The sequence below is a fragment of the Sporosarcina sp. USHLN248 genome (assembly GCF_037144575.1).
GTDB classification, from domain to species: domain Bacteria; phylum Bacillota; class Bacilli; order Bacillales_A; family Planococcaceae; genus Sporosarcina; species Sporosarcina contaminans.
The window spans coordinates 1-23,108 of the sequence record NZ_JBBCZC010000029.1; the positions used below are offsets into that span (position 1 = coordinate 1).

The following is a 23,108-nucleotide window of genomic DNA, read 5'->3' on the forward strand; positions in this document are numbered from 1 at the left end:
TAAAGCAAAGATATTATTAAACATTAGATATAAAGAAATTGGGGTTCATTTAGGATAAGAATTATTTGAATACAAAAATCGGTATAAAAGAGATTCGTTGATTGGAGCGAAGCGTTAGGAGCAGAAAATTAGGCTGCCTTAATTTCCGCAAAAACCGCAGAAATACGGCCAATCGAACACTACGCTGTTCGATTGGCTGAAGCCATGCCGGCGGAAAGCGTCCGCCCTGTAGCGCAAATCAACATTACTCAGCGGTATCTAAGTAAAAGGGTGACGTGCAAATCACATCACCCCAACATTTGATTTAGAACCTTTATTTGCTGGTATCGATTGTAAGGGAATATTAAAGAAAAACGAACGGAGATGGCATTAGTTATTCGGAACGCCTGAATGGAAGCTTCACTCTCTTGAATAGTGGCCTTGAAATCACAACATTTTTGATGAAAATGATATGCAAGATGCTATACTGTTAGTATGAAACGGTTGGCGGTGAAAAAATGGAAACCGAAAAAATGACAATAGCAAAAGCGTTGAAATTTTCAAGGCATGACTTTTTGAATGAACTGCAATTGATCTTGCTTAATATCGATCTTGGAAAATGGCCAGAAGCGAAAAATGCTTTGCTATCTGCAACTGATAAGATGCAGCAAGTTTCGAAATTGGAGAAGCTTCGAATGCCTGCGACTGAATTGTGGATTAGCACATTCGATTGGGTGCATACTGTTTTTTCAAAGACGCTTCATTGTGACATTATTGTCGGGAAACGTCTGGCAGATGATGAAAAAGTGGCGCAAATGCTTGAACAGGCGGTCAGTGATATCACAAGGGCAGTTGACCCATTTCATGAGTATATGATGGAGATCCAAGTGAATGCTACGGAAAGCGAATGGGAAATTCGTTTAAATTTGAAAGGTCCGATCATTGATAAACGGCCTACAGAAAAAATTGAAGGAAATTTCGCCATTCACGAGTCAATAGATAGCGAGCAATGGACGTTCATGGTAAGTGGACGATAGGAGGAAAATTAATGTTTGTAGATCACGTAAAAATTTATGTCAAAGGCGGTGACGGTGGAGATGGCATGGTCGCTTTCCGCCGTGAAAAGTACGTAGCATATGGCGGCCCGGCCGGAGGGGATGGCGGAAAAGGAGGCGATGTTGTATTCATCGTCGATGAAGGGCTTAGGACGTTGATGGACTTTAGATACCAACGCCATTTCAAAGCTCCTCGTGGAGAACATGGAGGAAGCAAAAATAAACACGGAAAGGGCGGAGAAGATCTTGTTGTAAAAGTTCCGCCTGGTACAGTCGTCAAAGATTTGGAGTCAGGACATATTATTGCGGATTTAGTTGAACACGGACAGACTGCTGTCATTGCCAAAGGCGGTCGAGGCGGTCGAGGCAACAGCCGATTTGCTACTCCGCAAAACTCTGCACCAGAGCTTTCTGAAAAAGGAGAGCCAGGTGTTGAGAGAGAAGTCGGGCTTGAATTGAAAGTACTTGCGGATGCGGGGCTAGTCGGATTCCCGAGTGTTGGTAAATCTACTTTGCTCTCTGTCGTTTCTGCAGCAAAGCCTAAAATTGCTGATTACCATTTCACAACATTGGTGCCGAACCTTGGTATGGTTGAACTCGATGAAGGCAGAACATTTGTATTGGCGGACTTGCCGGGTTTAATTGAAGGAGCACATGAAGGAGTCGGATTAGGCCATCAGTTTTTACGCCATATCGAAAGAACACGTGTCATTATTCATGTCATTGATATGTCAGGTCTTGAAGGCCGTGATCCATACGAAGATTATCAAACAATCAATGCGGAGCTGGAAAAATATAATTTACGGTTAATGGAACGTCCGCAAGTGATCGTTGCCAACAAGATGGATATGCCGGATGCAGATGAAAACTTTAAGGCGTTTAAGGAAAAATTAAATGATCCAAATGCGCAAATTTATCCGATTTCAGCGATTACACGCGTTGGCTTGGACCAAATGTTATTTGCTGTTGCGGATTTGCTTGAAACGACGCCTGAGTTCCCGATGGAGGAGATTACGGATGAAGAAGATCGTTCCGTATTGTATAAATATGAAAGTGAGACACCAGATTTTGAAATAACGAGGGATGATGACGGAGCCTACGTATTATCTGGCTATACAATTGAGCGTTTGTTCAAAATGACCGACTTCAATTTCGATCAATCCGTACGCAAATTTGCACGCCAAATGAGAGGAATGGGTGTAGATCAGGCGCTGCGTGAACGGGGAGCGCAAGATGGCGATACCGTCCGCATTCTGAATTTCGAATTTGAATTCATCGAATAATCGCGGCGATCCGCTATGTACAATGATGGGCACAGGGGGAATTCAATGAAGCCACTTGGAGAAGGGCAGTTCTATCTTGTCAGAGAAGATGTGCTGACTGAATCTATGTTAAAAATGTTAGAAGCGAAGCGGCTGCTTGCAAGCGGAGAAGAGAGGACGATTCAAGAAGCAACAAAGCGGGTCGGACTCTCCCGTAGCGCCTATTATAAATATAAAGACACCGTTTTTCCATTTGAATCGATTGCACGCGAACGGGTATTGACGATTTTCATACAATTGGAAGATCGGAAAGGTTCATTGGCAGCTATTATGCGCATCATTTCAGAGGCGAAATGCAATGTACTAACAATTCATCAGACGATACCAGTACAAGGACGCGCAAATATTACGCTGTCGCTTGATGTTACAGAAATGCCAATCAAAATGGAGGAATTCATGCAAAGGCTGAAAGCGCCTACTTTCATTGAATCCGTCCATTTAATAAGTTCCGGCGCACTTTAACGTTATAGGGGGATATTCATGACAGAAAAAGATTATACACCTACAGTTGCTTATTTAGGTCCCGAAGCTTCTTTTACACATATTGCAGCAACTTATATGTTTGGCAGAACGGGCTTGAGGCCATTTCCAACAATCCCTGACTGCATCGAAGCAGTTGCAAAAGGTCATGTCGCTTATGCCATTGTACCTTTGGAAAATGCTTTAGAAGGTTCTGTTCCATTAACAATTGATTATTTGTTCCATGGGAGCGAATTGTTTATCAACGCAGAAATGTCCATTCCGATTGAGCAACATTTAATGGTGCATAAAGAGCAGAAAAATGCGGTTGCACAAATCGAATCGGTCCAATCACATCCTCATGCATTGGCTCAATGCCATAAGTTTTTGCAGTACCATTACCGCAAGGTGCCTTTGTTTCAAACAACTTCCACAGCCGCTGCCGCTAAATATGTATCAGAGCATCCGGAACAATGCATTGCGGCGATTGGAAATCGGCTTGCAGCAGAACAATATGGATTACATATAGCGGAAGAAAATATTCATGATTTTCATTTCAATCATACGAGATTTGTTGTTTTGTCGTTGCGCAAAGGTTCCCTAGATAGAAAAGGTCATTCTGACAAACCGAAAACCACTTTGATGGTCAAACTGCCGGAAGAGGATCGATCGGGAGTTTTGCATCAAATACTATCTGTCTTTGCGTGGCGGAAGTTGAATTTGAGTAAAATTGAGTCTAGACCGTTGAAAACGGGGTTAGGAAATTATTTTTTCATCATCGATGTGTTAGAGGATGAAAACCATCCAATGATGATTGGTGCAAAGGAAGAATTGGCAGCTTTAAATTGCAGCATCCGTTCTTTCGGCTCTTACTTTACATACGATCAAGAAATAAGTGAAAGGGCGTAAAGCTCTTTCAGCTTGTTGACAAACGCTCGCATACTGCGAATCGAACAACGAAGGGTTCGATTTGCCTTAATATCTGCGTTCTTTGCAGAAATTAAGGCACCTTTATGATTTTGCATAGGCTGCTTTTTCTTCGCTCGTCCACTCATGAACCTAAGTTCTATTCGGGTCTTCGCTCGACTTCGCGCGGGCCTGCACGATGCAGGTCATGCAGTCACTCGAACTACGAAGAGTTCAATCTGCCGTATTTACTCGCTCTTTGCGGAAATTAAGGCACTGCGGACATCGCGCACCTATACTGCCTCCCACGTGGCAAGCGTTTTCAAGCCAAGCTGGGCAAATACTTATCCCATAACTAAAAACCTCTAAAAGACTGTAGACAAAGTGAAAAAATACTTTGTCTACAGTCTGAAAGGGCATAAAGCCCTTTTTTTATTTTATGTAATGATTGTAACTGTACTATTTTCTATCATAAATAAACCTTCCTATCAATATATATAGTAGAACAGGATGCCCAATATCATATGGTTCTGAAGAAACATTTTTGTAAAGTGCAGGCGGCAATTCACTCTCCCTACTAAGTTATTTGCTGAACAAAATTTTACTTGAAGGATAGGGTAGATTGCTAAAACCTGTGCACAATCATGCGAATGCATAATTGATAAAAATGCGTCACATAGACGGGCGTTCGTTCATACGATGAATTGATGGAAGGGGGATATTTTTAGTGGATGTTCATGTTGTTGTTAAAGGGGATACGTTATGGAAAATTGCCAGACAGTACGGAATCCCTTTTGAAGAGTTAAAAAGAGTGAACGCTCATTTGGCGAATCCGGACTATATTGTTCCGGGCATGAAGATTTTCTTGCCGGCTCAGAAAGCAGGCCAAAAGCCACCGGTAAATGAACCGGCGAAAAAACCTGGCCACACGAATCCGCCGCAACATAAAGCACCTGCACAGCCACCGCAGCATAAAGTTCCGACACCACCGCAGCATAAGATGCCTACACCGGCACCACCGCAGCATAAAGCGCCGACGCCTGCTCCACCTCAGCATAAGGCACCTAAGCCAACACCACCGCAACATAAGGCGCCTATGCCGGCACCGAAACCTCAGCCAATGCCAAGGCCGCCAGCGCCAATTCCGGTGCCGCCAAAGGAAGAGCATGTAAAACCGAGGCCGCCAGCTGAACCGCAAGTACCGCCAGTCAAGCCGGAGACTCATAGGCCACCTGTAGCGCAGCCACAGCCGCAACCACAGCCTATACCAATGCCAATGCCGATGCCGGTACCGCAAATTATTCAGCCGATTTTTACGATACCTTGCAATTGGATGCCGATTTACGATGCTGACTGCTTGCCGATGCCGCATCATCATCATATGTGGCCGCAGCAAATGCCTCAAGCACAAGCCCCGGCTCCTCTACCAATGCCTATGCCTAGACCGGAGCTGAATCAAGAACCGATGATGCCATTTAGACCGTCATTGCCAGTGCAAGAGGAAGCGGAGGAAATGCCGATCCATCCGGGAATGGGGCATGGAGCTCCACCGCAGTATCCATATACACAAGGCTGGGAATTGGCAGAATCTACATCACATCGAGGGTTTGAGCATGATCATATGGATTTTGAAGATATGGTTCATTGTCCTCCTGAGCATGGATATATACCTCAAATGGTTGCGCCGGCTTTTCAAGGTCCTTTCGGAATGGCCCCGCATTCCCATTTTGATTGTGGTTGCCAACAGCCAATGATGATGCCTATGCACAATTATTGCCCGCCAATTCCATGTTTTCCGATGTTCCATGGCGGTGGGCATGTGATGCCGTTTCATGCAACTCCAATGCATATGGCACCAATGCATATGCAACCATTCCCGTCCGATTTTCAAAATGACTGCGGCTGTTGAGCAGTGAATGACGTTAGATAAAAATATAAGGAAAGTGAAAGAGAATGTCTGGAAATTGGACGAAGGCGGAGCGGCTTATTCACTGAAGCGGTATAGCTCTCAAGCGACCGCAAGGAAAGTGCGACACATCCACCAGGAACTCCAGTATATGCAATTTCCGCATATCGTTCCTATGCTTTCGACCGGTGATCCGTTGCTCATTATGCAGCCGTGGATTACCGGGACGAAAGCTGTCAATTTTAAAAAGAGAATTGATCGAACAGATTCATTATTGGCATTGCAAGCATTGCACAATACAAAACAACAGATAGATTGGGAAGCATCGCCTTATTTATACTATTATCCATTAATGAATAAGTGGGAAGAACGTTTAGAAAGATTTATTGAAAATCGTCGCGCGATTGAAAAGTTTATAGAAAAAACTTTTGTGGACGATGTTATTTTATTCGGCAAAGAAGCGTTCAGCGCATTAAAGAAAAAGAAGTGGGATTGTGCAGAACAGACTTTATTGCATGGAGATGTCGTCCATCATAATATTTTACGAGATCAAAATGGCCTTATCCGATTTATCGATTTTGACTTGTCATGTATTGGACCAGCACATTTGGAACTAGCGCTATGGACGCATCGAGTATTGCCTCATATTGGCTATCATGTATCGTTTCTTTTCGCTGAGCAGCCGATATTGCAGCAAATGGATGACGCTGCAAAGACGATGTTGCTCTACCCGAATGAAATTTTGAGGGAATGGCTGCATTTGTTGTCATTGCCAAGTCAAAACCAAGAAAAACTTGCAGATCGGCTTGCTCCCTTTACAGTTGAAGCACTCTCTTCATGGCCCAAGTTATGGTATGATATTGAACGGAGCATGAATTAGGAGTGTGAAACAAATGGCAGGCCATTCAAAATGGAAAAATATACAGAATCGTAAAGGTGCACAAGATGCGAAGCGAGGAAAAGTGTTTCAAAAGATGTCAAGAGAGATTTTTGTCGCTGCAAAATCAGGCGGCGATCCTGACATGAACCCTGCACTTCGGCTCGCAATCGAAAAATCCAAAGGGTTCAATGTGCCGAATGATGTCATTAAACGTGCAATTGATAAAGCAACTGGTGCAGGTGCTGATGAAAACTATGAAGAAGTTATTTATGAAGGGTACGGTCCAAATGGCGTAGCGGTATTAGTATATTGCCTCACGGAAAATCGCAATCGCACCGCCCCGAATATACGTGTAGCATTCAATAAAAATGGAGGCAGTCTGGGCGAAAGCGGTTCAGTCAGTTATATGTTCAACAGGAAAGGGCGTCTGTTCATCGAACGGACAGAAGGAATGGATGAGGACGCTATTATGTTGTCGGCACTGGAAGCAGGAGCGGAAGATATCGAGGCTACTGAAGACGGATTTGAAATCTTGACGGCCCCTTCGGATTTCATGGTAGTCAAAGAAGCGTTAGAGAATGAAGGCATGTCTTTTATAGCTGCAGAGGTTGAAATGGTTCCGACAATGTATACAGAACTAAACGAAGAGCAGAGCGAACAATTTGAGAAGATGATTGAGGCGCTTGAAGATGACGATGATGTACAAAATGTGTATCATAATGCGAGCACATCAGAAGGATAAGCTCATTCGTAGTTTTGTAAAATAGAAGAAAATCACCCGAAAAGGGTGACCAGTACAAAACAACCATCGCATTTTCTGTGCGATGGTTTTTCATGGAATAAAACCTTTATCCTTTCGGTATCTCCGCAATGAAGTGACAAAGAACGCCATTTATGGATCATAGAGATACAAGCACTGGATAAATCCTTACAGCAAGTAAAAGTTTGAAGGTGAATGGAGAGCCACTTCATTTCACGAATAGATAGAAAGCGCGTTCGTATGCTATAATGAGGTGGAAAGTTTAGGGGGAGAAATATTTGTATGATTATATAAAAGGACAGATTACAAGGGTAACACCAGAATATATCACTTTGGAAAACGGAGGAATTGGCTGGCAAATTATGACGCCGAATCCATACGCATTCCATATGACTGAAGATCCGCAAACAGTGTATACATATTTGCACGTCAGGGAAGATGCACAATTGCTTTTAGGATTTAAATCGATTGAACAGAGGGAATTGTTCAAGAAGCTCATTACCGTTTCAGGTATTGGCCCAAAGGGTGCGCTTGCGATTTTGGCGAGCGGCATTCCTTCACAAGTTGTCGGAGCAATTGAACGCGAGGACGAAGCGTACTTAGTAAAGTTTCCTGGCGTCGGCAAAAAGACTGCTAGACAAATTATCTTAGATTTGAAAGGGAAATTGCACGATTTATTTACAGAGATCGAAATGCCTGATGAAGAAGTGACTTTGCTGTCAATGGCGGAGAATGATTCTTTGGAAGAGGCCATTTTAGCTTTGCAAGCATTGGGGTATTCACAGCGCGAACTGACAAAAGTGAAGACGCAATTGCAAAAAGAGGATCTTGATACGGAAGGCTATATGAAGCTTGCCTTGCGTTTATTATTGAAACAGCAATAAGGGTAGAATAAGGTCATATGATTGGGAAAGGAGGAAAGCGACTATGGAACGGGTTATTTCTAGTGAACAATCGAATTATGATGAAGGATTTGAATTGTCGCTACGGCCACAAACCTTAAGTCAATATATCGGTCAAGAAACCGTAAAAGATAATTTGAGCATTTTCATTGAGGCAGCAAAAGGACGTAGCGAAAGTCTTGACCATGTATTGCTTTATGGACCACCAGGATTAGGGAAAACGACTTTGGCGACTGTCATAGCGAATGAAATGGGCGTCAATGTGAAAATGACGAGCGGGCCGGCGATTGAGCGGCCTGGTGATTTAGCAGCTGTCGTATCTTCATTAGAGCCAGGCGACGTTCTTTTCATCGACGAAATTCATAGGTTGAACAGAGCAATTGAGGAAGTTCTCTATCCAGCGATGGAAGATTTCTGCCTTGATATCGTTGTGGGGAAAGGGCCTTCCGCGAAATCGATCCGCTTGGACTTGCCCCCTTTTACGCTTATTGGTGCAACGACACGTGCAGGCTCCTTATCCGCGCCATTAAGAGACAGATTCGGGGTTCCTTTACGATTGGAATACTATGATGTAAAGCCGTTGCAAGATATCGTAACAAGAAGCGCGCGTCTATTCGATGTCGATATCGATCATATTGCTGCAGAGGAAATCGCCCGTCGTTCGCGTGGAACTCCGCGAATTGCAAATCGTCTGTTGCGGCGCGTCCGAGATTATGCACAAGTGCGGGGCGATGGCAATATTACTGTCCAAATCGCAAAAGAGGCGCTTGAAATGCTGCAAGTCGATGCACATGGCCTTGATCATATCGACCATAAACTAATTGTCGGTATGATTGAGAGATTCCGTGGCGGCCCAGTTGGCATCGATACGCTTTCAGCAAGCATTGGAGAAGAGTCGGTTACGATCGAAGATGTTTATGAACCATATTTACTGCAAATCGGCTTTATTCAAAGGACACCTCGCGGGCGGGTAGCGACACGCCTCGCTTACGATCATTTTGGGTATGCTATGCCTGAAGAAATATAAATCCAACTTTTTGCTTCAGAAATTATGAGAAGCAGAAGTAGTGACAGTTTTGGCAAAGGAGTGTACCATTTTTCCTTGAACGAAAGTTAATTTTACGATAGAGGAGTTTACATATACGATGGATGTAAATGATTTTGATTTTGATTTGCCTGAAAGACTAATTGCACAAACACCTTTAAAGGACCGTACGGCCAGCCGCTTGTTAGTTATGGATAAAACGACTGGCGCAATTGAACACCGGCATTTTCGAGATATTGTCGATGAATTACAGCCGGGCGATATGCTCGTTTTAAATGATACGAAAGTGTTGCCGGCACGCTTGATTGGAGAAAAACAGGACACAAAAGCGACAATTGAACTACTATTGCTAAAAGAAACAGGGAATGATGAATGGGAAACACTTGTTAAGCCAGCGAAACGTGTTAAAGTTGGTACTGTTGTCACGTTTGGGGATGGCAAATTGATAGCTGAATGTGTCGAAGTTTTGGAGCAAGGTGGGCGCAAATTCAAATTTACCTATTCTGGAATCTTTTATGAGATTTTGGACGAGCTTGGCCAAATGCCTTTGCCTCCATACATTACGGAAACTTTGGATGACCAGTCGCGCTACCAAACCGTCTTTGCTAAGGAACGAGGATCTGCAGCTGCACCTACAGCAGGTTTGCATTTTACTGAGGAAATATTGCAGCAATTAAAAGATAAAGGCGTTGGCATTGAATTTATTACACTGCATGTCGGATTAGGGACATTTCGGCCAGTAAGCTCCGATAAGATTGAAGAGCATACGATGCATTCGGAGTACTACCAAGTGAGCGAGAGCGCCGCACAAGCGATTAATGAAGCAAAAGCGAAAGGTGGAAATATCATCGCTGTCGGTACGACATCTGCCCGTACATTGGAAACGATCGCCTCGGAAAACGATGGCAAGATTGTTGCAACAAGTGGCTGGACCTCGATCTTCATTTTCCCTTCGTACAAGTTCAGCATTTTGGATGGTTTGATCACCAATTTCCATTTGCCTAAGTCAACATTGGTTATGTTGGTTTCTGCGTTGTCAACGAGAGAAAATATATTAGCAGCTTATCGTGAAGCGGTAGAAAATGAATACCGTTTCTTCAGTTTTGGTGATGCAATGTACATCCGACCGCACCGAAGCAACTGAAAGTTTTGCCCATTAGAAAGGAATGAATAGAGTGGCAGCAATCACATATGAGCATATTAAAACTTGCAAACAAACCGGTGCGCGGCTTGGCATCGTCCATACGCCTCACGGTTCTTTTGAGACGCCGGCTTTCATGCCTGTTGGTACACAAGCGACGGTAAAAACGATGTCTCCAGAGGAATTAAAACAAATGGGTGCAGGCATTATTTTGAGCAATACGTATCACTTATGGCTGCGCCCGGGCCATGATATAATTAAGGAAGCTGGCGGTCTCCATAAATTTATGAATTGGGATCGTCCTATATTGACGGATTCTGGCGGATTCCAAGTTTTTTCATTGAGCGAATTTCGTAAAATAGAAGAAGAAGGTGTTCATTTCCGCCATCATTTGAACGGAAGCAAGCTATTTTTAAGTCCAGAGAAAGCAATGGAAATTCAAAATGCATTAGGTTCGGACATCATGATGGCGTTTGACGAATGTCCGCCTTACCCGGCTACTTTCGAATATATGAAATCGAGCGTTGAGCGGACATCAAGATGGGCAGAACGTTGCTTATCTGCTCATGAGAGACCAAATGATCAAGGTCTATTTGGTATCGTGCAAGGCGGGGAATTCGAAGAGCTGCGCAAGCAAAGCGCGAAAGACCTCGTTTCTCTCGATTTTCCAGGCTATGCAATCGGAGGTCTATCTGTTGGTGAGCCTAAAGATGTAATGAATCGTGTATTGGAATTTACGACACCGTTATTGCCGACAGATAAGCCTCGCTATTTAATGGGCGTCGGATCTCCGGATTCTCTAATTGACGGCGCGATTCGCGGTGTGGATATGTTTGACTGCGTATTGCCTACCCGAATTGCTAGGAACGGCACATTAATGACAAGCGAAGGACGTCTCGTCGTTAAAAATGCAAAATATGAAAGAGACTTCGGTCCGTTAGATCCGAACTGCGATTGTTATGCATGCAAAAATTATAGCCGTGCGTATATTCGCCACTTGATACGTGCCAATGAAACCTTTGGAATTCGATTGACGTCCTATCATAACTTGTATTTCTTGTTGCGCTTAATGGAACAAGTGCGACAAGCAATTCGCGAAGACCGTTTAGGTGATTTCAGGGAAGCGTTTTTCGAACAATACGGATTCAACAAACCAAATGCAAAAAACTTTTGAATCTTGTATAATAAATCGAGAGTAGAGGGGGGAAGAAAATGCAAGGAGATTTGTTGGGAACTTTATTGCCAATAATTGCGATGTTTGCGATCATGTGGTTCTTATTGATCAGACCAGCGCAAAAAAGGCAAAAACAAACAAAGCAGATGCAAGATAGTCTACAGCGTGGAGATAAAGTCATTACAATCGGTGGGATTCACGGAACGATTGACGCGGTGGACGAGTCATCTGTTTACTTAAAAGTCTCAGAGGGCACGACACTGCAGTTCGATCGTCAAGCGATTGGACGAGTGTTGGATTCATCTGCTTCTTGAATATGATTATAATGGAACGGCGCCTGTATTATTTCGGGTAGCCGTTTTTTTAAGTTATTGTATAGAAAACAGTTGAACAGGAATCCTTCTTATAAAGGAGGGTGCAACATGAATGATCTGTTCATCATTGGGATACGGACTGTCTTTCTATATTGTCTCATTTTAGTTGTGCTAAGAGTGATGGGAAAGCGGGAAGTTGGAGAATTGAGCGTCATAGATGTTGTCGTCTTCGTTATTATGGCGGAAGTCGTAGCATTTGCACTTGATTCGCCAGATAAAAAACTGAGCCACTCATTGCTGCCCTTGTTCATATTATTAGGGATTCAATTGTTGACGTCCTATATTTCATTGAAAAGCAAAAAATTTAGGGACCTCGTAGATGGAGATCCCGTCATGATCATAAAAAATGGACAAATTGAAGAACAAGCTATGAGAAAGCAGCGTTATAACTTGGATGATTTGTTTCAGCAGCTGAGAGAGCAGCAAGTCGGATCCATACAGGAAGTATCCTATGCTTTTTTGGAGCCCTCCGGCAATTTGTCCGTCTTTACAATTGAGGACACACAGCCTGTATTGGCACTTATTTCTGATGGCGTCATTCAAAAAAGACATATACAAATTATAGGAAAAACAGAGGAGTGGCTTCTTTCTGAGCTGAAATCAGTTGGCGTATCACATCCTGAATATGTTTTTTATTGCTCATTTGAACAGGGGAAACTTCATTTTCAGCTGAAAGAAAAGTATCAATAAACTTTTAATAGTCTTTTTAGCATACCAAAATCATTTTTCTTCACTTGACCGAACAAGATTAAAATGATCAGTAAAAAGATTGTCGTAACGATACATTCCCCTATTAAGCCGAACGTTCCGACAGGTAAAAAGATTGGACGGATGACTACCGTTAAAATGAATGAAACATACGGTAAAGCAAACATTGTAAATCCAGCTGCGGCTGCTTTGTTTTTGCGCAAGGTTGCAATATGGAGGAATGAAGTTACTAAGACGCCGAATCCAATCGCCAGCACGGCGCCAGTTTCTTGCAAGCCAGGCTGGGAGGCCAGTACAAACATGACTCCTAATTTTGCAATGCCACCATATACGGAGTTCATCATGCCGGCTTTCGCATCTCCTGTCGCCTGCAAAATTGAATAGAGCGGACTTTGAATGTAGTAAAAGAAGAAAACCGGAGAGAGCATGGCCATGTAAGAAGCACCTTCTTTTACATGGAAAAGCTTCTCCGCCAAATCTTGGCCATGTATATAAAATACGGCAGCGGCAAATGCCCCGGTCAATGCAGAAAGCCTCAATGCAAGATGAATCCTTTCCTGCAATTTCTTTTTATTGCTGGAAGCCGCCGCACCACTCACTGCAGGCACTAAAACGACAGAAAGTGCATAAGGAATGAACGATGGAAATAACAACAGGGGGATCAATACTCCAGAAATGACGCCATACAAAGAAGTGGCGGCCACTGCCCCTACACCTGCCATTGAGAGAGCTCGAATGAAAATGATCGGCTCTAAAAACCAGGTGAATGTTCCGAACAGCCTGCTTCCCGAGGAAGGTAACGCAATGGACAGCAACGGTTCCATCGGATATTTTGCTGCTTTTTTAATTGGTTTCGGCTCTTTGCGCTTATGCTGGTAATATTTGAAGAGCAGATAGCTTGCGGAAACTGCCTCGGCCAAAAGGGTAATCCCCATCGCGTATGCAGCATTCATTGCATTATCGCCTTCAACTAATAATTTCGGCAATAGCCAAGTAATCATGGCAATTCTAAAAGATTGTTCAAGTATTTGTGACCATGCAGTCTCTTCAATTCTTACAATCCCTTGGAAATATCCACGGATCAAACCGCAAATCGCAGCAATTGGTATAATGGCGATCCCGACATAGAGCGCAGTCGATGAAGCTGCATTTCCTAATAATGTTTCGGATAAATAGGGGACAAACAAAATAGAAGCCGGTATGAAAACGATGCCTGTCAAAATTGTAATGACAGTAGCGGTTTTCATGACGGCAGGAAGTTTTGTCGATTCGCCTTTTGCTTTTAATTCTGCGATCACTTTTGCTACAGCAATGGGAACACCTAATTGTACTAAGGACAAAAAGAAGATGAAAGCGGGATAGGCTGTCATATAAATGCCTACTGCTTCCTCTCCAGCTACGCGCATAAATTGAATCCGATAAACGAACCCTAATAATTTTGACAGAAATACTGCTACCATGAGTATGGCGGTACCTCGGATGAAAGTGGACATTCCCAAACAACTCCTTCTCAATTCCGATCATTTCGTATAAACTAAATCTATGCGGTGATTTGGTTATTTACGACTGAATAGGAGAGGGTTGGTGGATGATGGCAATTCAATTCGAGGAAATTTTCAACCATGCGCTTCCGGCAATCAAAAGCAAAAAGAGTGAGCTTCGTTTGTATGGCTATACGACGGTGACCGAAAAAGATATTTGGACATTTTGCGTAAAGAAAAAATGGCGAAAGAAAGATGTAGCATCCATGCGCATCCACGAAGTTGTGAATAGCATCCTAAAATTGACACCCGCCGAATTCATGACGTACACACAGATTGAAGAACAACGTGATTCAGATTGGTTTTCAGATTTGAACAGCGATGAATTGCAGCTGTTGCTATCTCCAAGAAAATCAGAGGAGCGTAGGGGATCGTAATGCTTCAACTATTTGACAGATGGGATACTCTGTTTCATAATTGGAGTGTTGTATTTTTTGAATAACTGTACATAGTAGTCGATTTTGCCGCTCCGAGTACAGAGGGGGAACTTACTTATGAAAACAAGAGGCCGGATTGTCGCGTTTTTATTGATCCTTGTCGTTTTGGGGTCTTTAGTCGGAACTACGACAAATCCGATTTTAAAAGATGTAAGATTAGGATTGGATTTGCAAGGGGGCTTTGAAGTACTTTATGAAGTCCAGCCATTGAAAGAGGGCCAAAAGATTACAGAATCAGTCGTTTCGGATACGGCTTCTGCATTAGGTAAACGTGTTGACGTGTTAGGGATTACTGAACCGAGTATTCAAGTCGAATCGAATAATCGGATTCGTGTCCAATTGGCGGGGGTTGAAGACCAAGAAACTGCTCGTGAATTGCTATCGACACAGGCAAATTTGACATTCCGGGATGCTGACGACAATCTTCTTTTAGATGGCGATGATCTCAAAGAAGGAAAAGCGAAAGCGAACTTCGGTGAAACTGGAAATCCTGTCGTTACGTTAGAAATGAAAGATCCGGATAAATTCGGTGAAGTAACTGCGAAGGTAGCAAGTAAAGCACCGGAAAATGTCATGGTCATTTGGATGGACTTTGAAGAAGGTGTTGATTCATTCAAGGAAGAAATGAAAAAGGAAAAACCTAAATTCATTTCAGCTCCTTATGTTAAACAAACAATCAACTCTTCGAATGTAGAGATTTCAGGTAACTTTACAGTTGAAGAAACGAAGAATTTAGCAGACATTTTAAATGCTGGTGCATTGCCAGTACATCTTGAGGAAATCTATTCGACCTCAGTAGGTGCCCAATTCGGTGCCCAAGCATTAGATAAAACGGTGTTTGCAGGTATTGTAGGTATTTCTTTAATTCTTTTATTCATGTTAGTGTATTATCGTGTGCCAGGTTTTGTTGCAGTTATCACACTATCGTTTTACATTTATTTAATATTACTTGTCTTCACAAGAATTAATGGTGTGTTGACGTTGCCTGGAATTGCTGCCCTCATGTTAGGGGTCGGTATGGCGGTCGATGCGAATATCTTGACGTATGAACGGATCAGGGAAGAGCTGCGGGTTGGCAAATCGGTGAAAACATCATTTGCTGCAGGTGCTAAGTCAGCATTTACAGCTATCTTGGATGCCAATATTACGACGATATTGGCTGCAGTCGTTTTGTTCATCTTCGGGACAAGCTCTGTAAGAGGATTTGCGACAATGCTCATCATTAGTATTTTAGTCAGCTTCTTGACAGCTGTATGGGGATCGAGATTGTTGCTTGGCCTCTTAGTGCATAGCGGCGTGTTGGACGGTAAACCAGGATTATTCGGCATATCGAAAAAGAAAGTGCATGCACCTGAAGAAAATGTTGATACGTTAGATCTGACAACGAAGTTTGACCGTTTTGATTTTGTCGGCACGCGAAAAATTTTCTATGTTATTTCAACTATTTTGCTCGTTGCAGGCATTGTCATGTTAGGCATATTTAAGCTGAACTTAGGGATTGATTTCTCAAGTGGTACACGCGTAGAAATTATGTCGGATCAACCATTGACGACAGAAGAAATTTCGGGCACGCTTGAAGAATTGGGCCATCCATCTTCAGACATCGTGTTGTCGGGGGATACAAATAATATTGGGGTTGTCCGATACAAAGAGGAATTCAAGCAAGAAACGATCACGAAGTTTAAAAATGATTTATCTGCACATTATGGTGTAGATCCAAATATATCTGCAGTTTCGGATACTGTAGGAAAAGAATTGGTGAAAAATGCGTTTAAAGCACTTGCGGTTGCTGCTTTAGGAATTGTTATATACGTAGCATTCCGCTTCGAATGGAGAATGGGCTTGTCTGCCATCGTCGGGTTGCTGCATGATGCATTCTTCATGGTTGCGGTCTTTAGTATAACGAGGCTTGAAGTGGATATTACGTTTATTGCGGCAGTATTGACAATCGTCGGTTACTCCATCAATGACACCATTGTTACGTTTGACCGAATCCGGGAAAACTTGCATCGTATCGGTAAAATTGACGATGAAAAGCAATTGGCGGATATCGTCAATAAATCGCTTCGTCAAACATTAGGACGATCGGTGAATACGGTATTGACAGTAATTTTTGTAGTTGTTGCATTAATTGCAGTTGGTGCAGAGGCAATTCGTCCATTCTCGGTTGCGTTATTGATCGGTTTACTTGCAGGAACATATTCTTCAATTTTCATTTCCGCGCAAATCTGGTTTGATTTGAAGAAGAAAGAAATGAAAAAAGAAGGCGGCCTGAAAGTAAACAAAGAGAAAAAGCAATGGGGTTCAGACGAACCAGTCGTATAATGCGTTTAAATCGCATAGGAAACAGGGTATACATATTGTATACTCTGTTTTTTCTTTGAAGGAGAGTGGAATGATGCGGTTTCAATGGGGTTTATTAGTAGGACTTCTTTTTGCAATCGTAATTGCCGTATTTGCTATCGTTAACGTCGAAGCAGTGAAAGTGAATTATTTATTTGGCACAGCGCAAATTCCGCTTATCTTAGTCATTTTAATTATGGCGTTGTTAGGAGCTGCTATAAGCGGCATCGTCGGGATGTTCCGTTCCGTCCATATGACACGTCAAATTAATGAGTTGAAAAAAGAAATGACGGCAAAAGAAATAATGATCGCTTCGCAGCAAAACGAAATTGCAGCTTTGCAGCATGGTGAAGATTTTAGGGCACGAATTAGAGATAATGATGAATAAGCAATTAGAGCATCTTTCAAAATTTGTTTGAGTGATGCTTTTTATTTTGGGCTATTGTTGTTTATTAGTATATTTATCCTATTGGAAATGTAAGCCATTTTGTAGCAGTGTTATACATACGCCAAACCATTAATCATGCTTATTGTTGATTATGAGTATACAGATTGTATTATGAGGTTTTACAAGGGTTTATGAGCTCTTTATTCTGTTTATGCGTAAGTATATAACGATTTGACCGTACGTTATGGAATAAGGCAGACTCCTCTTTCTTGGTATTCGTAAGTGCTGAGAGAAGTAAGGGAGATTTCGCTTTATGTCCCTCACGCCTTCCGATATAATAAGGACAAGGATGTGAGCATTTTGATAGAATCAAAGAAAATGTGGACAATTAACCGTCCTGATGAGCAACTTGTGCAGCTTTTCATAGATAAGCTTGGTCTTCCGTCGATCCATGCGAAAATATTAGTCTCACGAGGGATTATCGATTTAGACGAGGCCGAAGCTTTTTTACATATGACCGAAAGAAATTTACATGATCCATTTTTGCTATACGGTATGGATATTGCGGTGAAGCGCATACAGCAAGCGATTGAAAATGCCGAAAAGATTACTGTTTATGGCGATTACGATGCAGACGGAGTAACGAGTGTCACAGTTTTAACGACGGCATTGGAAAGGCTTGGCGCCAATGTAGAATACGCCATACCGAACAGATTTGAACATGGCTATGGACCAAACAGTGAACTGTTCATGGAACTCCATGCAACGGGCACCTCACTTATTATTACGGTAGACAACGGCATATCCGGTATTAAAGAGGTAGAACTTGCCAAGTCCTTAGGAATGGATATTATTATTACGGATCACCATGAAATCGGCGAAGCGCTTCCTAAGGCGGATGCAATTATACATCCAAGGCATCCTGATGGAAATTATCCATTTGGGGAATTAGCAGGGGTTGGCGTTGCTTTTAAATTGGCATGTGCATTATTAGGTGAAGTACCTGCAGAGCTTTATGAAATTGCCGCAATCGGAACGGTTGCAGACCTTGTGCCATTAAGAGATGAAAATCGTTTCATCGTCAAAGAAGGTATACGGCGAATGAGACATACGAAGCATCTTGGTTTGCAAGCGTTACTAAAAGTAAGTGCCACGGAACAGTCAAAAGTGTCGGAAGAGACACTTGGGTTCATGATCGGACCACGGTTAAACGCACCCGGAAGATTAGGCAGTGCAGACAAAGCGGTCCACCTATTAAAAGCGGAAGACCCTATGATGGCGATGGCAGTTGCAGAAGAGCTGGACGAGCTGAACAAAGAAAGACAAGCGCTCGTCGCTTCTATTGCAGAAGAAGCTGAAAAAGCCATGGGTGACCTGTATGGAGATATGCTTCCATACGTTATTGTCATTGCGGGAGAAAACTGGAATCCTGGAGTTGTCGGGATTGTCGCTTCGAGATTGACTGAAAAATATTATCGGCCTTCAATTGTCCTATCGATTGATAAGGAGAGTGGCATAGCGAAAGGTTCAGGTAGAAGCATTGCAGGATTTGACTTGTATGAGAGCCTTTCCAAAATAAAAGACTTGTTGCCGCATTTTGGCGGGCATGAAATGGCGGCAGGCATGTCTTTATCCATTGAGCATGTTGAGTTGCTTAGAGAGCGTTTAAATGACATTGGCAAACGGTCTATGACGGATGATATTCTTACTCCTCGCCTACATATTGATGTTCCGATAGAAGTGTCAGAAATAGATGTGAACGTATTGGAACAAATGGAAAATTTACGTCCATTCGGTGTTTCATTCGAAAAACCGATCTTTTTATTGGAAAATGTTTATGCAGAATCTGTCCGAAAAATTGGGGCAGCGAAAAATCATTTAAAATTGCAATTGACTGCCGGTGATGAAAGTTTGGATGTTATCGGGTTCGGACAAGGTGAGCTTGCAGATGACATGAGTCCAGCAGTGAAAATGTCTGTAACGGGTGATTTGCAAGTGAATGAATGGAACGGACGGAAAAAGCCACAAATGCTATTGGAAGACCTAACTGTCACTGAACGGCAACTGTTCGACTTACGAGGTGTTCAAGAACCAAGCAGATGGCTTCCATCGATACCGAAGAAAAATACTGTGTTCATTGCGTTTCATGCAAAATCTATAGAACATTTCAAACCCGTGTTAGGTGAAATGGACATGCGATTGTATGATCAACAGCAGATTGAGGAAACAGATCATCTTGTATTGTTAGATCTTCCAAACGAGGCTAAGCAAATTCAAAGCATTATGCAATCTGTTAATCCTAAGAGAGTATATCTTCACTTCTATGTTCCAGAATCGATTTATTTTGAAGGAATTCCTGGACGGGAACAGTTTGGATGGTTTTATAGCTTATTGAAAAAAAGGGGTTCTTTCGATTTACGCAAAGAAATTCATGAGCTTTCTAAACATAGAGGTTGGAAGATAGACACAATTTATTTCATGTCGAAGGTGTTTTCTGAGTTAGGATTTGTTAAGATAGAGAATGGTCTTGCTCTTTTTGTTGAAACGGCTGGGAAAAAAGATTTGTCTGAAGCTCCTTCTTATCAAGAGAGGGAAAGGCAAATTGAACTTGAGAAAAAATTAGTTTATGCACCTTATCATGAATTGAAACAATGGTTTGACGCATTATGTGATAATGCTGTCAACAGGGAGGAACAACAGTTATGGATTTGAAAAGTTATGTGACGATTGTACCTGATTATCCAAAAGAAGGAATTAGCTTTAAAGATATTACAACGATTATGGACGATGGCAAGGCGTATAAATATGCAACGGATAAAATTGTGGAGTTTGCGAAGGAAGTAGGTACGGACATTATCGTTGGTCCTGAAGCGAGAGGGTTCATCATTGGATGTCCGGTCGCGTATGCATTGGAAGTCGGATTTGCTCCTGTTCGTAAGCCTGGAAAATTACCGCGTGAAACGATTTCGGTCGAATATGATTTAGAGTATGGCAAAGATTCATTGACGATTCATAAAGATGCCATTAAACCTGGCCAACGTGTTCTTATCGTCGATGATTTGCTTGCAACAGGCGGAACGGTTGGCGCAACGGTTGAGCTTGTTGAAAAATTAGGCGGTATCGTTGCAGGCTGTGCATTTTTAATCGAACTTTCGTACTTGAACGGCCGCGAAAAATTGGTAGGCCATGAAATTCGTTCTTTAATCACTTATTGAAAAATGTTCCCTCGCTTCTTTTGCGAGGGTTCTTTTGCATTCTCATACTTTACATTCATAGCTATTTATACATACAATAAGATTATCTTTATTTTTTAACTTTATTCAGCAAAAAACGCCCACCTTAATAGATGGCGAGATGAATATTTTTCGGTTCGGCAGCTGCACTTACTTTGCTGAACATTAGCAGCAAATTGGCTAAGGCGGTCACTCCATGTGGCAGTGCCTAATTGATTGTAGATTTTTGTTGGCTAAAGCCTCCGGTGGATGTCACGGATTTTAGAAAGAGTACTTCAAGCAGACTCTAAAAATCTGGACGAACTTACGCAGAGTCGTAAATGATTGCTGAAGTTGTCGAAAGGAGTAATAGAATGGCGAAAAACCGTGACATGACCGCGGATGATATATTTCAAATTGTTGCCTCCTATATGAATGATAAACATGTCGCGTTCGTCAAAAAGGCTTATCAAGCAGCTTATGCGGCGCATGAAGGGCAATACAGAAGCTCAGGAGAACCATATATACTGCATCCTATTCAAGTTGCGGGCATCTTAGCAGAACTGCAAATGGACCCGGCTACAGTTGCTGCCGGATTCCTTCATGATGTTGTGGAGGATACGGATGTTAGCAGAGAGGACATCGTTCGGGAGTTTGGTGAAGAGGTTGCAATGCTTGTAGATGGAGTGACGAAGTTAGAAAAGCTGAAATTCAAGTCAAACGAAGAGAAGCAGGCAGAAAATCATCGGAAAATGTTCATTGCGATGGCGAGGGATATTCGAGTGATCCTCATTAAATTAGCAGACCGGCTTCATAATATGCGAACGTTGAAGCATGTGCCTGAGGAGAAGCAAAGAAGGGTCGCAGCAGAAACGTTGGATATATTCGCCCCGCTCGCTCATCGTCTCGGAATTTCCACGATTAAGTGGGAATTGGAAGATACTGCACTTCGTTATTTGAATCCGCAGCAATATTACCGAATTGTTAATATGATGAAGCGTAAGCGTGATGAGCGCGAAAAATATTTGCAAAACGTTATGGAATTGATCCGTAAAGAAATAGCAGAAATGGGTATCGATGCGGACATTTCGGGTCGTCCGAAACATTTATATTCAATTTATAGAAAAATGATTTTGCAGAAAAAAGAATTTAATGAGATATATGATCTTTTAGCTGTGCGCATTATTGTCAAAAGCATTAAAGATTGTTATGCAGTCCTTGGCATCATTCATACTTTGTGGAAGCCGATGCCGGGCAGGTTTAAGGATTATATTGCGATGCCTAAGCAGAACTTGTACCAGTCAATCCATACGACTGTCGTCGGTCCGGCGGGCGATCCACTTGAAGTGCAGATTCGTACAGAAGAAATGCATCGTATAGCCGAATACGGGGTAGCCGCACATTGGGCGTACAAAGAAGGGAAGACGGTTTCTGAAAAGCCGGGCAATATTGATTCTAAGCTGAAATGGTTCCGTGAAATATTGGAGTTTCAAAATGAATCTTCGAATGCCGAAGAATTTATGGAGTCATTGAAATTCGATTTATTTTCGGATATGGTCTATGTTTTTACGCCAGACGGAGATGTGATAGAAATTCCAAAAGGTTCGGTGCCAATTGATTTCGCTTATCGTGTCCATTCCGAAGTAGGGAACCGAACGATAGGGGCAAAAGTGAATGGCAAAATGGTACCGCTTGACACCGAACTATCCACAGGAGATATCGTTGAAATTTTAACGTCGAAACAGTCGTTTGGACCTAGTCGAGATTGGTTGAAAATTGCAAATACTTCACAGGCAAGAAATAAAATCCGTCAATTTTTTAAAAAGCAATTGCGTGAGGAAAATATCATCAAAGGCAAAGAGATGGTCGAAAAGGAAATCAAGCTGCAAGAATTTGATGTGAAAGCTATACTTACGCAAGAAAATATCCAACGAGTAATCGAGAAATTCAGCTTTACATCAGAAGAAGATATGTATGCAGCTGTAGGGTCAAATGGAATCACTGCACAGCAAGTCGTCAATCGACTAGCTGAAAAGATCCGTAAAGAACGTGAACAGCAAGATACGATCGACAAAATTGTTTCTGATATGAAGGCGACGCAGCCGGTTATGACTGAGTCTGGCGTTATTGTAAAAGGAATCGAAAACTTGCTCATCCGATTATCGAAATGCTGCAACCCGATTCCTGGAGATGAAATCGTTGGCTTCATAACTAAAGGGCGCGGCGTTTCGGTGCACCGCTCGGATTGCCCAAATATCCATGCAGATGAAGATACTGATCGGCTAATCGATGTTGAATGGGCAGTCGATACAAGCAATGCGGTGAAAGATTTCCAAGTGGATATTGAAATTTCCGCATTTGACCGACAAGGCCTATTGAATGAAGTGATGATGGTTGTCGCGGATACGAAAACGCCGATGGTAGCAGTAAGTGGCAAAGCAGATCGCGATAAATTGGCGAAGATCAATATGACGATCAAAATAAAAGACATCGCCCATTTACATCGAATCGTTGAACGTATTAAACAAATCCGTGATATTTATTCCGTCCAGCGTATAGTGAATTAATTAAGGTCA

At 42.4% G+C, this 23,108-nt stretch carries 20 protein-coding genes; 19 read left to right on the plus strand and 1 reads right to left on the minus strand.

Features of this window, described 5'->3' with window-relative positions:
- The first annotated feature begins 497 nt into the window (after positions 1 to 497).
- The 13 genes from WFH04_RS12280 to WFH04_RS12340 all read left to right on the plus strand — a co-directional run bounded on the left by WFH04_RS12280 (position 498) and on the right by WFH04_RS12340 (position 12,593).
- Positions 498 to 1,016, plus strand: a complete 519-nt coding sequence (locus tag WFH04_RS12280) for a Spo0B domain-containing protein (RefSeq protein ID WP_336824350.1) — start codon at positions 498 to 500, stop codon at positions 1,014 to 1,016.
- Positions 1,017 to 1,027: 11 nt separating this feature from the next.
- Entirely contained in the window at positions 1,028 to 2,317 is a 1,290-nt protein-coding gene (obgE, locus tag WFH04_RS12285) for a GTPase ObgE (protein ID WP_336824351.1), read from the plus strand.
- A 45-nt stretch (positions 2,318 to 2,362) separates the two neighbouring features.
- The gene (locus WFH04_RS12290; RefSeq protein ID WP_336824352.1) at positions 2,363 to 2,818 is read left to right on the plus strand and encodes an ACT domain-containing protein; all 456 of its coding nucleotides are present in this window, start codon (positions 2,363 to 2,365) and stop codon (positions 2,816 to 2,818) included.
- Positions 2,819 to 2,836: 18 nt separating this feature from the next.
- Entirely contained in the window at positions 2,837 to 3,724 is an 888-nt protein-coding gene (pheA, locus tag WFH04_RS12295) for a prephenate dehydratase (protein ID WP_336824353.1), read from the plus strand.
- 724 nt (positions 3,725 to 4,448) lie between these two features.
- Complete coding sequence (locus WFH04_RS12300; RefSeq protein ID WP_336824354.1) at positions 4,449 to 5,630, plus strand: LysM peptidoglycan-binding domain-containing protein; 1,182 nt, start codon at positions 4,449 to 4,451, stop codon at positions 5,628 to 5,630.
- Positions 5,631 to 5,637: 7 nt separating this feature from the next.
- Positions 5,638 to 6,507 (plus strand): phosphotransferase, encoded by an 870-nt coding sequence (locus WFH04_RS12305; RefSeq protein ID WP_336824355.1) that lies wholly within the window; start codon positions 5,638 to 5,640, stop codon positions 6,505 to 6,507.
- Between the two features lie 13 nt (positions 6,508 to 6,520).
- Positions 6,521 to 7,249, plus strand: coding sequence for a YebC/PmpR family DNA-binding transcriptional regulator (locus tag WFH04_RS12310; RefSeq protein WP_336824356.1), 729 nt, complete (start codon positions 6,521 to 6,523; stop codon positions 7,247 to 7,249).
- Between the two features lie 296 nt (positions 7,250 to 7,545).
- Positions 7,546 to 8,151 (plus strand): Holliday junction branch migration protein RuvA, encoded by a 606-nt coding sequence (ruvA, locus tag WFH04_RS12315; protein WP_336824357.1) that lies wholly within the window; start codon positions 7,546 to 7,548, stop codon positions 8,149 to 8,151.
- A gap of 43 nt (positions 8,152 to 8,194) precedes the next feature.
- On the plus strand, positions 8,195 to 9,196 hold the full coding sequence (gene ruvB, locus WFH04_RS12320; protein WP_336824358.1) for a Holliday junction branch migration DNA helicase RuvB: 1,002 nt from the start codon (positions 8,195 to 8,197) through the stop codon (positions 9,194 to 9,196).
- A gap of 118 nt (positions 9,197 to 9,314) precedes the next feature.
- Complete coding sequence (queA, locus tag WFH04_RS12325; protein ID WP_336824359.1) at positions 9,315 to 10,358, plus strand: tRNA preQ1(34) S-adenosylmethionine ribosyltransferase-isomerase QueA; 1,044 nt, start codon at positions 9,315 to 9,317, stop codon at positions 10,356 to 10,358.
- A 31-nt stretch (positions 10,359 to 10,389) separates the two neighbouring features.
- Positions 10,390 to 11,529 (plus strand): tRNA guanosine(34) transglycosylase Tgt, encoded by a 1,140-nt coding sequence (tgt, locus tag WFH04_RS12330; protein ID WP_336824360.1) that lies wholly within the window; start codon positions 10,390 to 10,392, stop codon positions 11,527 to 11,529.
- A 38-nt stretch (positions 11,530 to 11,567) separates the two neighbouring features.
- Positions 11,568 to 11,843, plus strand: a complete 276-nt coding sequence (gene yajC / locus WFH04_RS12335; RefSeq protein WP_336824361.1) for a preprotein translocase subunit YajC — start codon at positions 11,568 to 11,570, stop codon at positions 11,841 to 11,843.
- Between the two features lie 108 nt (positions 11,844 to 11,951).
- Positions 11,952 to 12,593: a DUF421 domain-containing protein gene (locus WFH04_RS12340; RefSeq protein WP_336824362.1), complete on the plus strand. Its 642-nt coding sequence runs from the start codon at positions 11,952 to 11,954 to the stop codon at positions 12,591 to 12,593.
- Here WFH04_RS12340 and WFH04_RS12345 read toward each other — a convergent pair.
- Complete coding sequence (locus tag WFH04_RS12345) at positions 12,587 to 14,104, minus strand: putative polysaccharide biosynthesis protein (RefSeq protein WP_336824363.1); 1,518 nt, start codon at positions 14,102 to 14,104, stop codon at positions 12,587 to 12,589. The two genes, WFH04_RS12340 and WFH04_RS12345, sit on opposite strands and share 7 nt — an antisense overlap.
- Positions 14,105 to 14,199: 95 nt before the next feature.
- Here WFH04_RS12345 and WFH04_RS12350 point away from each other — a divergent pair, with 95 nt between their 5' ends.
- The 6 genes from WFH04_RS12350 (at position 14,200) to WFH04_RS12375 (ending at position 23,099) form a co-directional block, all read left to right on the plus strand.
- Positions 14,200 to 14,529, plus strand: coding sequence for a post-transcriptional regulator (locus WFH04_RS12350; protein WP_336824364.1), 330 nt, complete (start codon positions 14,200 to 14,202; stop codon positions 14,527 to 14,529).
- A 117-nt stretch (positions 14,530 to 14,646) separates the two neighbouring features.
- A complete protein-coding gene (secDF, locus tag WFH04_RS12355) occupies positions 14,647 to 16,914 on the plus strand; it encodes a protein translocase subunit SecDF (protein WP_336824365.1) in 2,268 nt (755 codons plus the stop codon).
- 73 nt (positions 16,915 to 16,987) lie between these two features.
- The gene (locus WFH04_RS12360) at positions 16,988 to 17,320 is read left to right on the plus strand and encodes a LapA family protein (protein WP_336824366.1); all 333 of its coding nucleotides are present in this window, start codon (positions 16,988 to 16,990) and stop codon (positions 17,318 to 17,320) included.
- A 360-nt stretch (positions 17,321 to 17,680) separates the two neighbouring features.
- Positions 17,681 to 20,032, plus strand: a complete 2,352-nt coding sequence (gene recJ / locus WFH04_RS12365; RefSeq protein WP_408020190.1) for a single-stranded-DNA-specific exonuclease RecJ — start codon at positions 17,681 to 17,683, stop codon at positions 20,030 to 20,032.
- Positions 20,023 to 20,535 (plus strand): adenine phosphoribosyltransferase, encoded by a 513-nt coding sequence (locus WFH04_RS12370; RefSeq protein ID WP_336824368.1) that lies wholly within the window; start codon positions 20,023 to 20,025, stop codon positions 20,533 to 20,535. Before recJ ends, WFH04_RS12370 begins: the two co-directional genes overlap by 10 nt.
- A 371-nt stretch (positions 20,536 to 20,906) precedes the next feature.
- Positions 20,907 to 23,099, plus strand: a complete 2,193-nt coding sequence (locus WFH04_RS12375) for a RelA/SpoT family protein (RefSeq protein WP_336824369.1) — start codon at positions 20,907 to 20,909, stop codon at positions 23,097 to 23,099.
- Positions 23,100 to 23,108: the final 9 nt, after the last annotated feature.

What these genes read in the sequence shown, in the direction of transcription:
- obgE (WP_336824351.1), top strand. Translation starts at nt 1,028, where the DNA reads ATGTTTGTAGATCACGTAAAAATTTATGTCAAAGGCGGTGACGGTGGA.
- WFH04_RS12370 (WP_336824368.1), top strand. Translation starts at nt 20,023, where the DNA reads ATGGATTTGAAAAGTTATGTGACGATTGTACCTGATTATCCAAAAGAA.
- WFH04_RS12310 (WP_336824356.1), top strand. Translation starts at nt 6,521, where the DNA reads ATGGCAGGCCATTCAAAATGGAAAAATATACAGAATCGTAAAGGTGCA.
- pheA (WP_336824353.1), top strand. Translation starts at nt 2,837, where the DNA reads ATGACAGAAAAAGATTATACACCTACAGTTGCTTATTTAGGTCCCGAA.
- WFH04_RS12360 (WP_336824366.1), top strand. Translation starts at nt 16,988, where the DNA reads ATGCGGTTTCAATGGGGTTTATTAGTAGGACTTCTTTTTGCAATCGTA.
- WFH04_RS12290 (WP_336824352.1), top strand. Translation starts at nt 2,363, where the DNA reads ATGAAGCCACTTGGAGAAGGGCAGTTCTATCTTGTCAGAGAAGATGTG.
- WFH04_RS12350 (WP_336824364.1), top strand. Translation starts at nt 14,200, where the DNA reads ATGATGGCAATTCAATTCGAGGAAATTTTCAACCATGCGCTTCCGGCA.
- queA (WP_336824359.1), top strand. Translation starts at nt 9,315, where the DNA reads ATGGATGTAAATGATTTTGATTTTGATTTGCCTGAAAGACTAATTGCA.
- yajC (WP_336824361.1), top strand. Translation starts at nt 11,568, where the DNA reads ATGCAAGGAGATTTGTTGGGAACTTTATTGCCAATAATTGCGATGTTT.
- WFH04_RS12375 (WP_336824369.1), top strand. Translation starts at nt 20,907, where the DNA reads ATGGCGAAAAACCGTGACATGACCGCGGATGATATATTTCAAATTGTT.
- secDF (WP_336824365.1), top strand. Translation starts at nt 14,647, where the DNA reads ATGAAAACAAGAGGCCGGATTGTCGCGTTTTTATTGATCCTTGTCGTT.
- ruvB (WP_336824358.1), top strand. Translation starts at nt 8,195, where the DNA reads ATGGAACGGGTTATTTCTAGTGAACAATCGAATTATGATGAAGGATTT.
- WFH04_RS12345 (WP_336824363.1), bottom strand. Translation starts at nt 14,104, where the DNA reads ATGTCCACTTTCATCCGAGGTACCGCCATACTCATGGTAGCAGTATTT.
- WFH04_RS12305 (WP_336824355.1), top strand. Translation starts at nt 5,638, where the DNA reads ATGACGTTAGATAAAAATATAAGGAAAGTGAAAGAGAATGTCTGGAAA.
- WFH04_RS12280 (WP_336824350.1), top strand. Translation starts at nt 498, where the DNA reads ATGGAAACCGAAAAAATGACAATAGCAAAAGCGTTGAAATTTTCAAGG.
- WFH04_RS12340 (WP_336824362.1), top strand. Translation starts at nt 11,952, where the DNA reads ATGAATGATCTGTTCATCATTGGGATACGGACTGTCTTTCTATATTGT.